Annotated in this window: 10 protein-coding genes; 1 reads left to right on the forward strand and 9 read right to left on the reverse strand. The window is 40.7% G+C overall.

Annotated features, from left to right (window positions below):
- Positions 1-109 precede the first annotated feature (109 nt).
- The gene (gene purH, locus D0T85_RS17555; protein WP_163214829.1) at positions 110-1,633 is read right to left on the reverse strand and encodes a bifunctional phosphoribosylaminoimidazolecarboxamide formyltransferase/IMP cyclohydrolase; all 1,524 of its coding nucleotides are present in this window, start codon (positions 1,631-1,633) and stop codon (positions 110-112) included.
- 1,042 nt (positions 1,634-2,675) lie between these two features.
- Entirely contained in the window at positions 2,676-4,625 is a 1,950-nt protein-coding gene (locus tag D0T85_RS17560; protein WP_163214830.1) for an ABC-F family ATP-binding cassette domain-containing protein, read from the reverse strand.
- A gap of 168 nt (positions 4,626-4,793) precedes the next feature.
- Here D0T85_RS17560 and D0T85_RS17565 point away from each other — a divergent pair, with 168 nt between their 5' ends.
- The gene (locus tag D0T85_RS17565) at positions 4,794-5,546 is read left to right on the forward strand and encodes a CDGSH iron-sulfur domain-containing protein (protein ID WP_203558519.1); all 753 of its coding nucleotides are present in this window, start codon (positions 4,794-4,796) and stop codon (positions 5,544-5,546) included.
- 17 nt (positions 5,547-5,563) lie between these two features.
- Here the strand turns inward: D0T85_RS17565 and mutL are convergent, their stop codons facing one another.
- The 7 genes from mutL to guaB all read right to left on the reverse strand — a co-directional run bounded on the left by mutL (position 5,564) and on the right by guaB (position 14,778).
- Positions 5,564-7,423, reverse strand: a complete 1,860-nt coding sequence (gene mutL, locus D0T85_RS17570) for a DNA mismatch repair endonuclease MutL (RefSeq protein ID WP_163214831.1) — start codon at positions 7,421-7,423, stop codon at positions 5,564-5,566.
- Positions 7,424-7,444: 21 nt separating this feature from the next.
- Entirely contained in the window at positions 7,445-7,741 is a 297-nt protein-coding gene (locus tag D0T85_RS17575; RefSeq protein WP_163214832.1) for a hypothetical protein, read from the reverse strand.
- A gap of 2 nt (positions 7,742-7,743) precedes the next feature.
- Positions 7,744-9,366 carry an OstA-like protein gene (locus tag D0T85_RS17580; protein ID WP_163214833.1) on the reverse strand — a complete coding sequence of 541 codons (1,623 nt, stop codon included), beginning with the start codon at positions 9,364-9,366 and terminating at the stop codon, positions 7,744-7,746.
- A 19-nt stretch (positions 9,367-9,385) separates the two neighbouring features.
- The gene (locus D0T85_RS17585) at positions 9,386-10,750 is read right to left on the reverse strand and encodes a peptidylprolyl isomerase (RefSeq protein ID WP_163214834.1); all 1,365 of its coding nucleotides are present in this window, start codon (positions 10,748-10,750) and stop codon (positions 9,386-9,388) included.
- A 3-nt stretch (positions 10,751-10,753) separates the two neighbouring features.
- Entirely contained in the window at positions 10,754-11,605 is an 852-nt protein-coding gene (locus tag D0T85_RS17590) for a peptidylprolyl isomerase (protein WP_163214835.1), read from the reverse strand.
- 80 nt (positions 11,606-11,685) lie between these two features.
- Positions 11,686-13,134, reverse strand: coding sequence for a peptidylprolyl isomerase (locus D0T85_RS17595; protein WP_163214836.1), 1,449 nt, complete (start codon positions 13,132-13,134; stop codon positions 11,686-11,688).
- A gap of 168 nt (positions 13,135-13,302) precedes the next feature.
- On the reverse strand, positions 13,303-14,778 hold the full coding sequence (gene guaB / locus D0T85_RS17600) for an IMP dehydrogenase (protein ID WP_163214837.1): 1,476 nt from the start codon (positions 14,776-14,778) through the stop codon (positions 13,303-13,305).
- Positions 14,779-14,796 lie beyond the last annotated feature (18 nt).

The following is a 14,796-nucleotide window of genomic DNA, read 5'->3' on the forward strand; positions in this document are numbered from 1 at the left end:
AGTTTTGAGTTATGAGTTTTGAGTTATGAGTAGTGAGTTTTGAGTAGTGAGTTTTGAGTGCCATGCGGACTCGTTACTCACTACTCAAAACTCATAACTCATTACTTTTTTAGTGTTTGAAATGCCGTATCCCTGTAATCACCATAGCCATACCATGCTCGTTTGCATAATCAAAGCTAAGTTGATCTTTTACAGAGCCACCCGGTTGAATAACTGCTGTAATTCCGGCCTGATCGGCAATTTCTACACAATCAGGGAACGGGAAGAAGGCATCGGATGCCATTACGGCTCCCTGCAAATCAAAGCCAAATGTTTTTGCTTTCTCAATTGCTTGTTTCAATGCATCAACACGCGAAGTTTGTCCAACTCCACTGGCTAAAAGTTGCTTGTCTTTTACTAGAACAATCGAATTGGACTTACTGTTCTTGACAATCTTGTTTGCGAACAACATATCTTCTACCTCATCGGGTGTTGGTTCCCTGTCGGTAACAACTTTCAGGTCGGCAATTGTTTCAATATTTACATCTCTGTCCTGTACTAAAACTCCATTCAGTAAGGAGCGGAACTGCTTTTTCTGTAGGTTAGCAGGTTTGCGAACAAGGATAATCCTGTTCTTTTTCTGTCCCAGAATTTCCAATGCGTCTACATCGTAATCGGGTGCAATAATAACTTCAAAAAATATTTTGTTTATTTCTTCGGCAGCCTCTTTGTCAATCACGCCATTGGTAATTAATACTCCTCCGAATGCCGATACGGGGTCACCGGCTAAAGCTTCAGTCCATGCTTCGAGTACAGTTGGGCGCGATGCTAATCCGCAAGCATTGTTATGTTTCAGGATAGCAAAGGTTGTATCTTCGAATTCGTCGATAAGTTCAACGGCTGCATTTATATCGAGCAGGTTGTTGTATGATATTTCTTTTCCATGAATCTGGTCGAACATTGCATCCAGATCGCCATAAAAATAGCCCTTCTGATGTGGGTTCTCACCATATCGAAGAGCTTTCTGGTCGTTAGCCGAACTGCGGAAGGCTGATCCTTTTTCGGCATCGAAATAATTAAAAATAGCTGAATCGTAATGAGAGGATACTGCAAATGCTTCTTTAGCCATCCAACGACGTTCTTCGAGCGTGGAAGTAGCTCCATGCTCCATCAACATATCGAGCAATGGTTTGTACTGTTGTTGCGAGGCTACAATAATTACGTCGTTATAGTTTTTTGCTGCTGCACGGATAAGTGATATACCGCCTATATCTATTTTTTCGATTATTGCAGCATCGTCGGCTCCCGAAGCTACGGTTGCTTCGAAGGGGTAAAGGTCTACAATTACAAGATCTATTTCGGGGATTTCGTACTTTTCAATTTGCTGAATATCCTGTTCGTTTGAGCGACGACACAGTATTCCTCCAAATACTTTGGGATGCAGTGTTTTAACTCTTCCTCCAAGAATCGAAGGATAGGTTGTAAGGTCTTCTACTGCCTTACATGGATATCCCAATGATTCAATAAATTGCCGGGTCCCTCCGGTTGACAAAAATTCTACTCCCTCTTCATGCAGTTTGGTTATAATTTCATCCAAACCTTCTTTATGATAAACCGATACCAGAGCGGTTTTTATCCTCTTAGTTTCAGACATTTAATTCGTATTTTTAGATAGATGTGCAAAGTTACAAAATATTGTTTTATAACGCATAATAAAAACAATGTGAATTAATAATAAAAACAAGGGATTTTTTAAGACTCAACTACTTTACTTCCTCTACCTCACTTTACCTCCTTTCCCTACACAGAAGTTTAAAATGCAAAATTTGTCGTCATTCAACACGCAGAGGCTCTATTTTATTGATTAACAATACGTTAAACGCGTGTTGAATGCCGTGTTGAGAAACATTATTACAGATTTGTCGTCACGCTTTGATGAGGGTAAAAGTTATAGTATTATTTGATCTCTAAAGAACGTCGACAGTTTCACGGTAGGAAACCAACGGTTTCACGGTAGGAAACCAACGGTTTCACGGTAGGAAACCAACGGTTTCACGGTAGGAAACCACTTGTTTCCTATGTAGGAAACGACTTGTTTTCTACGTAGGAAACAGTTGGTTTTCTATATAGAAAACTACTTGTTTCACTGCACAAAACAAGAATGAAACTAGTTGTCTCATGCACATCTCGCGTGCTGACAATGTTGTAATGATATTTGCCAGCACACTTTGCCAGCACGCTTTAACAAACTAATAATCAAACAGATAAACCGTTGTGTGCTGGCAGTGCTGGCAAATTTTGCATTTTAAACTTCTGGGAGGAGGTAAATTAAAGTGTTTTGGGTTCAGTTAGTGGCGGAGTATACGGACCCCTCCGCCCTTTGGGCTGTTAAGTTCTAATATTTTAACCGCAGAGTTTCGCGGATTAACGCGGAGTTTTTAATTTCTATGCAGCATTGAATATTAAACTCTGCGAAACTCTGCGTACTCTGCGGTTAAAAAAAGAATAGTTAAATGTGGGTGCCCTGATGATGGTTTGCAATGTATTATTCCATGCGGCACACATCAGGGCACCCACAAGGGATGCCCCTACATTGTGTACCCATTCTGAAATGTTTTTTTTGAATATTTTGAATCACGAGAGTTCCTGTCGCATCGAAATAAAAACTCCGCGTAACTTAGCGTTTCATTTTCCCTTTATTGCATTTTACCAACCTCTTCCAAATCCATAGAAACGTTTTCCCACTCTTCAACAATTTTATCAAGATGTTGCTTAAGTTCACGATGTTTCTCATAAAGTGTCATATCCGAAGCACCTTCGGCTGTTGCCATTTTCGCTTCAATTTCGGCTATGGCTAACTCTGTTTTCTCAATGTTTGCTTCACAATCGGCAACTTGTTTCTCCAGTTTCTTTTGTTTCTTATTCAGTTCTTTTCTGGCTTCATAAGATAATTTGTTATCAACCGGAGGTTGAGAGTTGTTGGTTGAGGGTTTCTCTTCCGGTCCTCTGTTCTTGCTGAGGTTAAGTTCGTTGAGGTTATCTATCTTCTTTTTTTGCAGGAAGTCGTAAATACCACCCAGATGTTCTTTAACCAAGCCGCCACCAAATTCATACACTTTGGTTACCAAGCCATCGAGAAACTCACGGTCGTGGCTAACAATTACTACAGTGCCATCGAAATCGCGGATGGCTTCTTTCAATACATCTTTCGAACGCATATCAAGGTGATTGGTAGGCTCGTCGAGAATGAGGAAGTTAACCGGTTCCAGCAGAAGTTTTATCATGGCAAGGCGGGTGCGTTCGCCACCCGAAAGTACTTTTACTTTCTTGTCGGATGCTTCGCCACCAAACATAAATCCACCCAGAATATCGCGTATTCTTGTACGGATATCACCAACGGCAACGCGGTCTATTGTATCGAATACGGTTTGATTCTCGTCCAATAGCTGTGCCTGATTCTGGGCAAAGTAACCAATTTGTACATTGTGGCCAATGGTTAGTTTACCCTCGAAATCGGTTTCGCCCATAATACACTTCACCAAAGTGGTTTTACCTTCACCATTCTTTCCTACCAAAGCTACTTTTTCGCCACGGTTAATAGTGAGGGTAGCATTGTGAAAAACAACATGGTTGCCGTAAGCTTTGGTCACATCTTCGCAGATTACAGGATAGCTACCCGAACGCGATGCCGGTGGAAATTTCAATCTGAGCGATGAGTTATCTTCATCGTCTATCTCAATCCGTTCTATTTTATCCAGTTGTTTGATGCGGCTTTGCACCTGTACGGCTTTGGTTGCTTTATACCGGAAACGCTCTATAAAATCTTCGGTGTCCTGTATTTGCTTCTGTTGGTTTTCGTAGGCACGAAGTTGCTGTTCGCGACGTTCTTTTCGCAAAACTATAAACTGGTCGTAGGCTACTTTGTAATCGTATATCTTTCCGCACGATATTTCAATGGTGCGGGTAGTGACATTATTTATAAAGGCACGGTCGTGACTAACCAACACCACAGCGTTGGCCCGTGTTGCCAAGAATGTTTCCAACCACTGGATAGACTCTATGTCGAGGTGGTTAGTAGGCTCATCAAGCAAGAGCACATCTGGCCGGCGAAGCAGTAGTTTTGCCAGCTCAATACGCATACGCCAGCCTCCACTAAACTCGGAGGTAGAACGGTTGAAGTCTTCGCGTCTGAATCCTAACCCCATAAGTGTACGTTCTATTTCGGCCTGAAAGTTGGTTCCGCCCATCATCAGGAAACGTTCATTCTCCTGCGTAAAACGGTCGATAAGTTTATGATAGTCGTCGGATTCGTAATCGGTACGCGATGCCAGCTCGTTGTTCATCCGCTCTAGTTGGGCTTGCATTTCAAAAACGTGTTCGAAAGCTTGTTCGGCTTCCTGCATCACTGTACGGCTATCGGTTAGTTTCATTACCTGCGGCAGATAACCGATAGTGGTATCGCGGGGCACAGATACATTACCTGATGTGGGCAATTGTAATCCGGCAAGTATTTTAAGCATGGTCGATTTTCCGGCGCCGTTTTTGCCTACCAGAGCAATGCGGTCTTTTCTATTTATAACATACGAAACATCTTCGAACAGAGGCGTTGCGTTGAATTCTACTTTGAGTTGTTCTACTGAAATCACTTTATTCTAATCTAAATAGTTCTAAATTTTAACCCTACAAAGATACTAAAGCAAAAATTAGCGGGATGCAGGTTTGGGTAAAATTATTAAAACTCTGCGAAACTTAGCGTTTTATAATAAACAAAACCTTCCTCAATACCGTTCTGTTATCAGTTAAAACATAAAATTATGGCTGATAAGAAAGTATTTACAGAAGTTGGAAGCAAGCAAGCTCCGGAGAAGTTTTATATCAAAATTACGGCTGATGGACCGTATTTAGTATATGGTCAACCTCCAATTGACCAAGAGATTATTGTTCAAAATAAAGAAGGTGCTTCTTGGGAATACAAGAAAGGATTGAAGTTTGACAGTGATAGGGAGCCTGTTGCACTTTGCCGATGTGGTGCATCGAAAAATGCACCTTATTGTGATGGTTCGCATACCAAGTTTCGCTGGGACCCAAAAGAAACAAGTTCTAAACGTCCGTTGCTTGAAAATGCGGAGGCATTTGAGGGTCCAACCATGATATTGGCCGATAATGAGAAGTATTGTGCTTTTGCTCGTTTTTGCGATGCGCATGGAAGAATCTGGAATATCGTTCGGAAAGCACAGACTGAAGAAGAAAAAGAATTGGTACGTCATGAAGCAGGGCACTGTCCGGCAGGGCGTTTAGTGGTTTACGATAAAGAAAAGAAAGAGGTTTACGAACCTGAGTTCGAACCATCGATCAGTGTGCTTGAAGATCCGGGAATCAAGGTTAGCGGCCCATTGTGGGTAAAGGGTGGTATTCGTATCGAAAGTGCCGATGGAACAAGTTACGAAATAAGGAACAGGGTAACACTGTGCCGTTGTGGCATGTCGGCCAACAAACCTTTTTGCAATGGGGCACATGCTTCTATTCATTATAAGGATGGGCTGCCTTGGGAGATTGAGAAGGAGTAATCATTCCAGGGAATGAACTACCTGAATAACCGTTCTATATCTTCTTCTTTTATTGTAGCCAGAATTGTATGTCCATCGGGTGTATGATTAGGAGCAGGTGTAGCAAACAGATTATCTACCAGGCATCGCATCTCTTCGTCCGAAAGAACCTGTCCATAAACAATTGAGGCAGAACGGGCCATGGTCAATGCCAACATATTCTGTATTTCTTCTTTCACATCGTTGCCTTTTTCCATGGCTGTATGCACCATGTTGCGCACTAAATCTACCGGATTAAGCCCGTCTATGCCCGATGGTATTCCATTGATAGCATAACTGCCTCCACCCAGATTGGTTACTTCGAAGCCTATGGCCGAAAGATCGTCCATAATAGATTGCAAAACCGCAGCCTCGGAAGAAGGTAACTGAAAGATTTCGGGAAACAACACCCCTTGAGAAACACCTTGCTTCTGTCTGATCTGTGAAATATACTGTTCGAACAGCACCCTGATATGGGCACGGTGTTGGTCTATCAACATTAACCCGGACTTTACAGAGGTCAGTATATAGCGCCCTTTGTATTGAAAATGCTGATTGCTTTTTTCTAAACCGGAAGAGTTGCCATAAAGCGATGTGGCAGGTTTACTATCAACCTCATCGGTAGCAGAAGGAATGATTAAGTTATCTTCATCGTCATCCGGTTTACAAACCTCATTGGTATCGTTCCTTTCTAATCCGGCATACAGGTCTTCCCAATCTACTTTGGACCGGCTGTAGCTATTTCCGGAAGTTTTAAAAGGGTTATAATCACTGTTGACATGAACTTTGGGCGGTTCAATTGGTTTATCGGCCCCAATTATTGGGATATCGGGCATGTCGTCTGTATCGAAATCGATAGAGGGTACAGCATTAAAACGCCCCAATGCTTCTTTCACTGCTGCCGAGAGAATCTGCCAGATTGCCTGTTCATTTTCGAACTTAATTTCTGTTTTAGTGGGGTGTATGTTTACATCAATATTGGCAGGATCAACATTGAAATACAGGAAGAAAGATACTTGTTCGCCAACCGGGATAAGTTGCTCGTAAGCATCGGTTACTGCTTTATAGAAATAAGGATGGCGCATGTAACGGCCATTCACAAAGAAATATTGATGAGCACCTCTTTTTCTTGCTGTTTCGGGTTTACCCACAAATCCGCTTATTTTGGCCAAGGTGGTTTCTACATCAACAGAGAGTAATTGCTGATTCTGTTTTTTACCAAAGACTGCAATAATACGTTGCTTCAGCGATGATACTGGCAAATTGAACAGCTCGGCATCATTGCTATGTAGGGTGAAAGCAACCTCAGGATGCACTAGTACAATACGTTCAAATTCAGTAAGTATATTGCTTAATTCGGTTGAATTGGCTTTCAGGAATTTACGCCGAACGGGTATATTAAAGAAGAGGTTTTTTACGGAGAAATTTGTTCCTTTGGGACACGATACCGCCTCCTGGCTTTCGACAGTTGAGCCTGATATCTCAATCCGGGTACCTAGTTCGCTATGTTCCTGACGTGTTTTGAGTTCTACTTGGGCAACAGCAGCAATAGATGCCAATGCTTCGCCACGGAATCCCATGGTACGCAAAGCAAACAAATCGGCTGCATTGCTGATTTTAGATGTGGCATGTCGTTCAAATGATAAACGGGCATCCATTTCAGACATACCTTTACCATCATCAATTATCTGGATATTGGTTCGTCCGGCGTCGGTGATTAATACGTGTATATTTTCTGCGCCTGCATCAATTGCATTTTCTACTAACTCCTTAACTACGGATGCAGGACGTTGTATTACCTCTCCGGCGGCTATCTGGTTAGCAACCGAATCGGGTAACAAATGAATAATATCAGCCATTAAATTTACGATTTTAACAATCTAAAAACTCCAATTTCCTGTAACCAGGTAATGCCATAAAAACACAAGTAGTATAATAAAAACAATGAGTAGCATGGCCGAAAGCGGTTTCTTTCCTTTTTCTTTTCTACGCTTAAGGTGTGTTGTTCCTTCAACAAACTTTCCACGGATGCTTTCAGGTTTTACCTCTTCGGGAGGTGCCATTCCCAATTCTCGCTTGGCAGCTTCTTCCATCTTTGCCAGCTTCTCTTTCCGCTCGTCTACATAGATATATTGATGATTAAAGCGGCGTGGTTTTCTTACACTAAACATTCCCATAGCTACATTGGATTTACTAGTTCTCGTTTAGGCGAAGTTACAGGTTTTCTTGTACTTTTCCGTAATGTTTCGCTTGCTTTTTTTCCTCGCCAGTTAAAAATATCATCTTTATTCAGCGGACGTATATAATCGAACCAGGCAAAATTAGGCAGGCGTAATTTGTCGGGTGGAATCTGGTCCATGGGGTATATTACTCCGTTAGATTTAGGACTCATTACCATTTTATCCATCTTACGGTTACTCAGGTACATGTTTAACAAACTTGTTTCGGAACTGTTTAAGCCCATCATTGCTCCATCCTTTTCTTCGGGATAGTAGGCTACAAGTACATTACCTATTACATCAACCTTTCTGGCTTCACCATCAATAAAGTATGCTTTTATTTCTTTACCTGCTACCTGATTATAACTAACCGAGTCTTTTCGCTCTACTGTTAGTGCCTGATTGATAATATGAGCCCAGTCGATAGTACTATCGTTCATATATACACGGATTTCCTCGCCCAGTAGTTGTTGCGGTCCGTTCCATATAATAGGATCGGTGTACATGTATAAACAAGAATCTTTTGAGCTATACAACAATGAGTCGCAAACTGCCTGAATATCTGTACGGTACACTCTAACTTTATGATAGGCCCTGACTTCGCGGTGCACACTGTCTGTTTTGGGGTTATAGGTAATCATTTTCAGTGTATCGGCATGCATATACAAGCTATCTGCTTGTTGCGAATAATCTATCACAACTGCGCGATCGGTAGCAAAAGCATAATCGGTTCGTTCGTTATAAAAACAATAATTGCCTTTAAGCATGTTTTTGTTTATGGTATCTGTCATTACCACATTTTGGAATGCTTCGCCATACCCACCTTTGCGGTTGTAATATAAACTATCACCAGTTAGTTTTTTTCCCTGATTGGTTAGGATAGAGCGGTCCATCAACTCGCCTACATCGTTCGAAGTATCATAAATTCCTCTTTCGGAATAGATGTGGTTTTGATCGCTAACAATATTCGAAGGTCCCAGAATAGTTGCAATCTTTGATTCTGTACTATACTTCAGGGTATCGGAGTAAAGAGTAAACTGTGGATTCTCTAACACTACTTCGTGATTGAAAACTGCTATTTTGGTAGATGGGCTATACTCGCCCCAATCCGAAGTCAGAATGTTTTGTTCGTCGGTAAGCATACCGCCCTCAAAGTAATATCCAAAGTTAAAGAGGCGGTCGTAGTTTAAGCTATCTGTTGTAAGGGTGGTGTTGCGGTTAATCATCTTCACATTGTTACGAAGCTCGGCCAGTTGCGACATGCCATCGTAATACAGATAATCACCATATATAAATAATGTATCGCCTTGTTCCATCCGAACATTATCGAAGGCCTCGAAAGAGTTGGTCATTTCATAAATCAATGCACTATCACAATACATATACATGCTATCATGCAGAAACACTACCGATCCTACAAGCACTTGTGCATCCGGATGGTTCTGTTTATCTACTTTGTATTCATCGGCATGAACCAAATCGACCCGCGTTTTTTTCTTTTGTTGGGGCGACTGTCCTGCCGAGGTTTGTGCAGTAATTATTGTAAAACCAAACAAATATAGAATTAAAAAGAGCCTTTTCATTTACTATTTACAAATCATTTTAGTCTTTAATCCAACCTGTGTATTTGAATTCACAGCCCTTCCAATCATCGTTTATACGTACATAAGTATTTCTTAGTTTATCAACAATCCATTTCTCAAGCATTTTTTCCTGTTTGCTTTCTATCACAATTTCTTTTAACCGTTGATAGTCTTCGGCAATGGTAGCTTTATGACCGTTGATTCTTGCTTTGAGTTTTACAACAGCACAAACTTCTTTTCCGTCTTTTTGATTTACCATGGTAAAAGCATCCGAGATCTCGCCTATCTTCATGTTTTCTACCACTTTAGCAATTTCCTGTGGCAATTGCTGCATTTCGAAACGCGAAGTATTATTGTAAGGGTTAGGAAGCAATCCATTGTTATTACGGGTATCCTTATCGTGCGAAAGAGCTGATGCTGCCTGATCGAAAGTAAATTTCTCGCTGCGGATATCGTTGGCAATAGAGTCGAGCCGGGATGTTGCTGCTGTAAGTTCGGTATCAGATACCTTAGGTTTAAGTAATATATGACGGGTTTTAATACGGTCGCCACGTTTTTCTATCAACTGAATAATATGAAAACCATATTCGGTTTCTACAATCTTCGATACTTTATTGGGGTCTTGAAGGTTGAAAGCAACTGCAGCATACTCGGGCACCATATTACCTCTACCCCAGAAAGGAGTTTCGCCACCATTCAATGCCGAACCTTTATCTTCGGAGTAAAGACGAGCCAATGTTGCAAATTCTATATCTCCGGAGTTTACACGGTCGGTATATTCGCGCAACCGGCGTTTTACATCGTCAATTTCTTCAATTGGAATTTTGGGTTGTTGGGTAATGATTTGTACTTCTACCTGAGTAGGTACAAAAGGAATACTGTCTTCGGGCAGGTCTTTGAAGTAGCGGCGAACTTCGGAAGGAGTTACTTTTACTTCACCGATAAGCTTTTGCTGCATTTTTTGTACAGTTAATCCATCGCGCACATTCTCGCGCATGGCTTCACGTATCTGGGTCGATGTTTTATTGAAGTACTCTTCGAGTTTCTCGCGCGAGCCTACATCTTCAATATACATATTCATCTGGTACTCTACGCGTTGAATTACTTCGCTTTCGCTTACATCAATACTATCCAGTTTGGCCTGGTGAAGATACAGTTTCTGAACCGCCAGTTCTTCTGGTATAATACAATAAGGGTCGCCCTGGAATCTACGGCCTGAATATTGGGCATTCAGCCGGTATTCTTCCACATCCGACTTCAAAATGGCATCGTCACCTACCACCCAAACCACTTCATCGATAACATTATCTTGCCCATAAATTGTGCCGGCACATAATACAAACGCCAGCAGGAACATTAATTTCAAGTTAGCAAATTCCTTCATGCTTTATTCTAAATAATTGGATTTAATCTTATTCTTCCGTATAGCTTCATTAAACATATCTGTTTTTTGATTTCTCATGAAGTCTATCTTCTTTATATTAATCAGCATATCTTTAGCTTCAAGTCTTGCAAAATCATAGGGTTCCTGATCGCCCTCGTTCAAATACTCAGTTACATTCAGGAAATAATAGAATTCAGTATCTTGCAGCTCAATATGTCTGTTTTTATTTATATACTCTTCGGGTTTGTTCCCTTTCAATGGCATTTTTGCCAGGATATCAGACACCAGTGTCCATTTATCATAAAAATAATCATAGCTTACTGCATTGAGCAAACTATACTTTTCGAGGTTTTCAACCGCATCATAGGTTTCGGTTCTATACCAATCGCGTACGTCGTTTAAACGGGGAGCATTAACAGGTACTTTTATGAACAGCCCTTTAATCAGTGGCGTTTTTACAACAAAGGCTTCTTTGTTATCTTCATAATAAGCAGCTATTTCATCTTCGGAGATATTTGTAGAGACTCTTTGGTTCACTAATTCTTGCTGATATGAATGAACAATCAACGATCTGCGGTAATTCTCAACCAGTTCATCCACTTTAAGATTGTCTTTTATATTCTCTTTGGCAACATCATACAATAATATATTTTCTGCCCAGTTACGAATATAGTTTCTGGCAAACATTACACTGTCATCATAAGATAGGCCATAAGGCAGTGCTGCTTGCAAATCGTCCTTGTATAAGAAGTTACCGTTAACTTCTGCAAGAACATTAGCCTCTGCGGATGTTTTAGAATCACTGCATGAAGCATATATTAGTGAAAAAAGCAATAGAAAAACTATTGTTCGCATAGTAAATGTTCTTATACTTAGACTTTATAGAAGAATAAATATTGTTTTAAGGTACGAAGATAGCGTAATATTCAATTACATCAGTGATTATTAACTGTTTTTAAAACCTCTTGGTTAATTTCAACCTTACTTTTTTTGCGTAAATGCGATAGCCAACGTTCTTCCCAATCTTTTTGATAGTCGGAAATCACCACTTCCCGAACCTCTTCGTAACTTTCGGGACCTTTTACTTTTCGCCCTACCAGCACGGTAAAGGGATGTGTTTTTATTGGAGTATAGCTACCAACTTTAAAAACCATTTTGTCGACAAAGCCATTCTGTGCCACAGCAAAAGTTCCTTGTTCGGCAATTATAGTTCCGTTATATGTTCTTTGTAAAAAAGCCATTTGTTCTTTCTCCGGAATTTTACGTAGTTGTTTCTTTATCTTTTTTCCGGTTTTCTTGTCTTGGGTATGTATTACTAACCCCTTGTAACGGGGTAGTTCCCAACGATAGTGCTTTTTATGATCAGAGAAATAAGCTTCTATTTCTTTTTCGTTACGTATGTTCTCTGATATTCTGCGATTTATACCCGATAAAAGAAATACATCACTGTACGCTTGTATTGCTTGGCTGAATTCTAAATCCAATCTACTGTTTTCATAACTGTACAATGATTTACGGACGAAGTCATTTATCCGTAATTGAATACTCCGGGTATTATCCTGCGAGAAGTAAGCAAAATCATTTCCGGTATAGGACTTACCAGCAATGGTGAAAAGTGTTTTCTGGGTTTCGCCTTTAGCCAACAGTTCATCAAAAGCGTTCTGATTGGGAGCATAGCCCGATGCTGCTTTTATTCTATTCAAGAAAGCATCGTCCTGAATATCTCTGGAATATGCTTCGGTAATGTTTTTCTTTCTATCCAGAACCTTTACGATATGTATTCCTTGCGGAGTAAAGAATGGGGCAGAAACCTCGCCTTTGTTCAAATTAAAAGCAACTTTCTCAAATTCTTCGGGCATCTGTAGCCGGCATACACAAAAAGTATCTGTGTCATGAGAGTATTGATTAACTAATGTTGTAAAATCAATAGAAGGATTTGTTTTAATAGCCCGGTGCAGCGAATCCATTTGCTGCTCAATTTTACTCACTTGTTTGATTGGGGTATTCTGTGGCAGGTATTTGTAGATATGCAATCCTTCGATGTATGTATTTTCTTTGCTTTTCCCTGTGGGCTGTAGTTGAGCATTATTAAGAAAATACGATTTGGACATTTGACGCCGATAGGCTTTTAGTTGGGATACGAAGGCGGTGGTTGTATCAATTCCCAGTGTTCTGGCTTCTGATATTTTTAGCTGATTATCAATAAAAAGATCAAGATACTCATTCAGAGGCATCCTGTTTGCGTTCTTATTATATTGAGATTGAAATTCGGAGAGAGATATTTCCTTACCGTTTATTCTCATCAATACAGGATTGCGCTGTACTTGTGCACAAACGGTTAAGCTGAATAAGACCACTGGGATCAGGGCGAAATATCTTTTCATAATTACATATTTTAGACACGGATTGCACAGATGACACGGATTTAAAACACGGATTATTCTTTAAGTAATCAACCCACTTCGGGGTTATGAATTGTTTTGAACTTAAAGTTAAAGAATAATCCGTGTTTTTAAATCCGTGTCATCCGTGTTATCCGTGTCTAATTAAAACTATTGTGGACGGCTATAATTCGGCGATTCACTTGTTATAGTTACATCGTGCGGATGACTTTCCATTACACCGGCATTGGTTATACGAGTGAACTTAGCTTCATGAAGTTTCTCAATGTTTGCAGCTCCGCAGTATCCCATACCAGCACGTAAGCCACCAGTTAATTGATATATTACTTCATAAAGAGTGCCTTTATAAGGAACACGGGCAGCAATACCTTCGGGTACCAGCTTCTTTACATCAGCTTCGCCACTCTGGAAATAGCGGTCTTTCGATCCGTTCTCCATCGCTTCGAGCGAACCCATTCCACGGTATGACTTGAATTTACGGCCATTGAAGATGATTGTATCGCCGGGGCTTTCTTCGGTTCCTGCAACCAACGAACCAATCATAACCGAACATCCACCGGCAGCCAATGCTTTAACAACATCGCCCGAGTAACGTAAACCACCATCGGCAATTAATGGAATTCCGGTTCCTTTAAGTGCTTTTGCTACATCGTAAACAGCCGATAGCTGAGGTACTCCTACTCCGGCAACAACACGTGTTGTACAAATTGAACCTGGACCGATACCTACTTTAACGCCATCGGCACCTGCTTCAACAAGCATTTTAGCTGCTTCGCCAGTGGCTATGTTACCTACAACAATATCTATTTGTGGGAATTCTTTTTTGGCTTCTTTCAACTTTTCGATAACAAAAGCCGAATGTCCGTGAGCGGTATCAATTACAATGGCATCTACACCTGCATCGACCAAAGCTTTGATACGTTCCATTGTATCGGCAGTTACCCCTACTCCGGCAGCAACACGCAAGCGTCCTTTAGAATCTTTGCAAGCCATGGGTTTATTCTTGGCTTTGGTAATATCTTTATAAGTAACAAGACCAATCAGTTTTCCTTCTTTATCAACTACAGGAAGTTTTTCTATCTTATACTTCTGAAGAATATCGGCTGCAGCTTCAAGATCGGTAGACTGGTTTGTTGTTACCAGGTTATCTTTTGTCATTACCTCATCAATTCGCTTATCCATGTTTCTTTCGAAACGAAGGTCGCGATTGGTTACAATTCCAACAAGCATTCTATTATCGTCGACAACAGGAATACCACCAATTTTGTATTCGGCCATTATACCTAAAGCATCGCGAACGGTTGAACCTTTTTGAATGGTTACAGGATCGTAGATCATACCATTCTCGGCTCTCTTCACAATGGCAACTTGTTTAGCCTGATTCTGGATCGACATATTCTTGTGAATAACGCCAATACCACCTTCGCGCGCTATAGCAATAGCCATTTTAGCTTCTGTCACTGTGTCCATAGCAGCAGTAACAAAAGGTATTTTTAACTCAATGTTCTTGGAAAATTTTGTCGTAAGCTCGACTGTGCGGGGTAATACTTCGGAGTAAGCGGGAATAAGCAAAACGTCGTCATAGGTCAACCCGTCCATGACTATTCTATCAGCAATAAATGACATAAAGATATATGATTAAAA

It is taken from the genome of Bacteroides sp. 519, from assembly GCF_010500955.1.
GTDB lineage: Bacteria > Bacteroidota > Bacteroidia > Bacteroidales > Bacteroidaceae > Bacteroides.

Excerpts from the sequence above, each read along its gene's own strand:
- purH (WP_163214829.1), bottom strand. The coding sequence starts at position 1,633 with ATGTCTGAAACTAAGAGGATAAAAACCGCTCTGGTATCGGTTTATCAT.
- D0T85_RS17565 (WP_203558519.1), top strand. The coding sequence starts at position 4,794 with ATGGCTGATAAGAAAGTATTTACAGAAGTTGGAAGCAAGCAAGCTCCG.
- mutL (WP_163214831.1), bottom strand. The coding sequence starts at position 7,423 with ATGGCTGATATTATTCATTTGTTACCCGATTCGGTTGCTAACCAGATA.
- D0T85_RS17575 (WP_163214832.1), bottom strand. The coding sequence starts at position 7,741 with ATGGGAATGTTTAGTGTAAGAAAACCACGCCGCTTTAATCATCAATAT.
- D0T85_RS17580 (WP_163214833.1), bottom strand. The coding sequence starts at position 9,366 with ATGAAAAGGCTCTTTTTAATTCTATATTTGTTTGGTTTTACAATAATT.
- D0T85_RS17585 (WP_163214834.1), bottom strand. The coding sequence starts at position 10,750 with ATGAAGGAATTTGCTAACTTGAAATTAATGTTCCTGCTGGCGTTTGTA.
- D0T85_RS17590 (WP_163214835.1), bottom strand. The coding sequence starts at position 11,605 with ATGCGAACAATAGTTTTTCTATTGCTTTTTTCACTAATATATGCTTCA.
- D0T85_RS17595 (WP_163214836.1), bottom strand. The coding sequence starts at position 13,134 with ATGAAAAGATATTTCGCCCTGATCCCAGTGGTCTTATTCAGCTTAACC.
- guaB (WP_163214837.1), bottom strand. The coding sequence starts at position 14,778 with ATGTCATTTATTGCTGATAGAATAGTCATGGACGGGTTGACCTATGAC.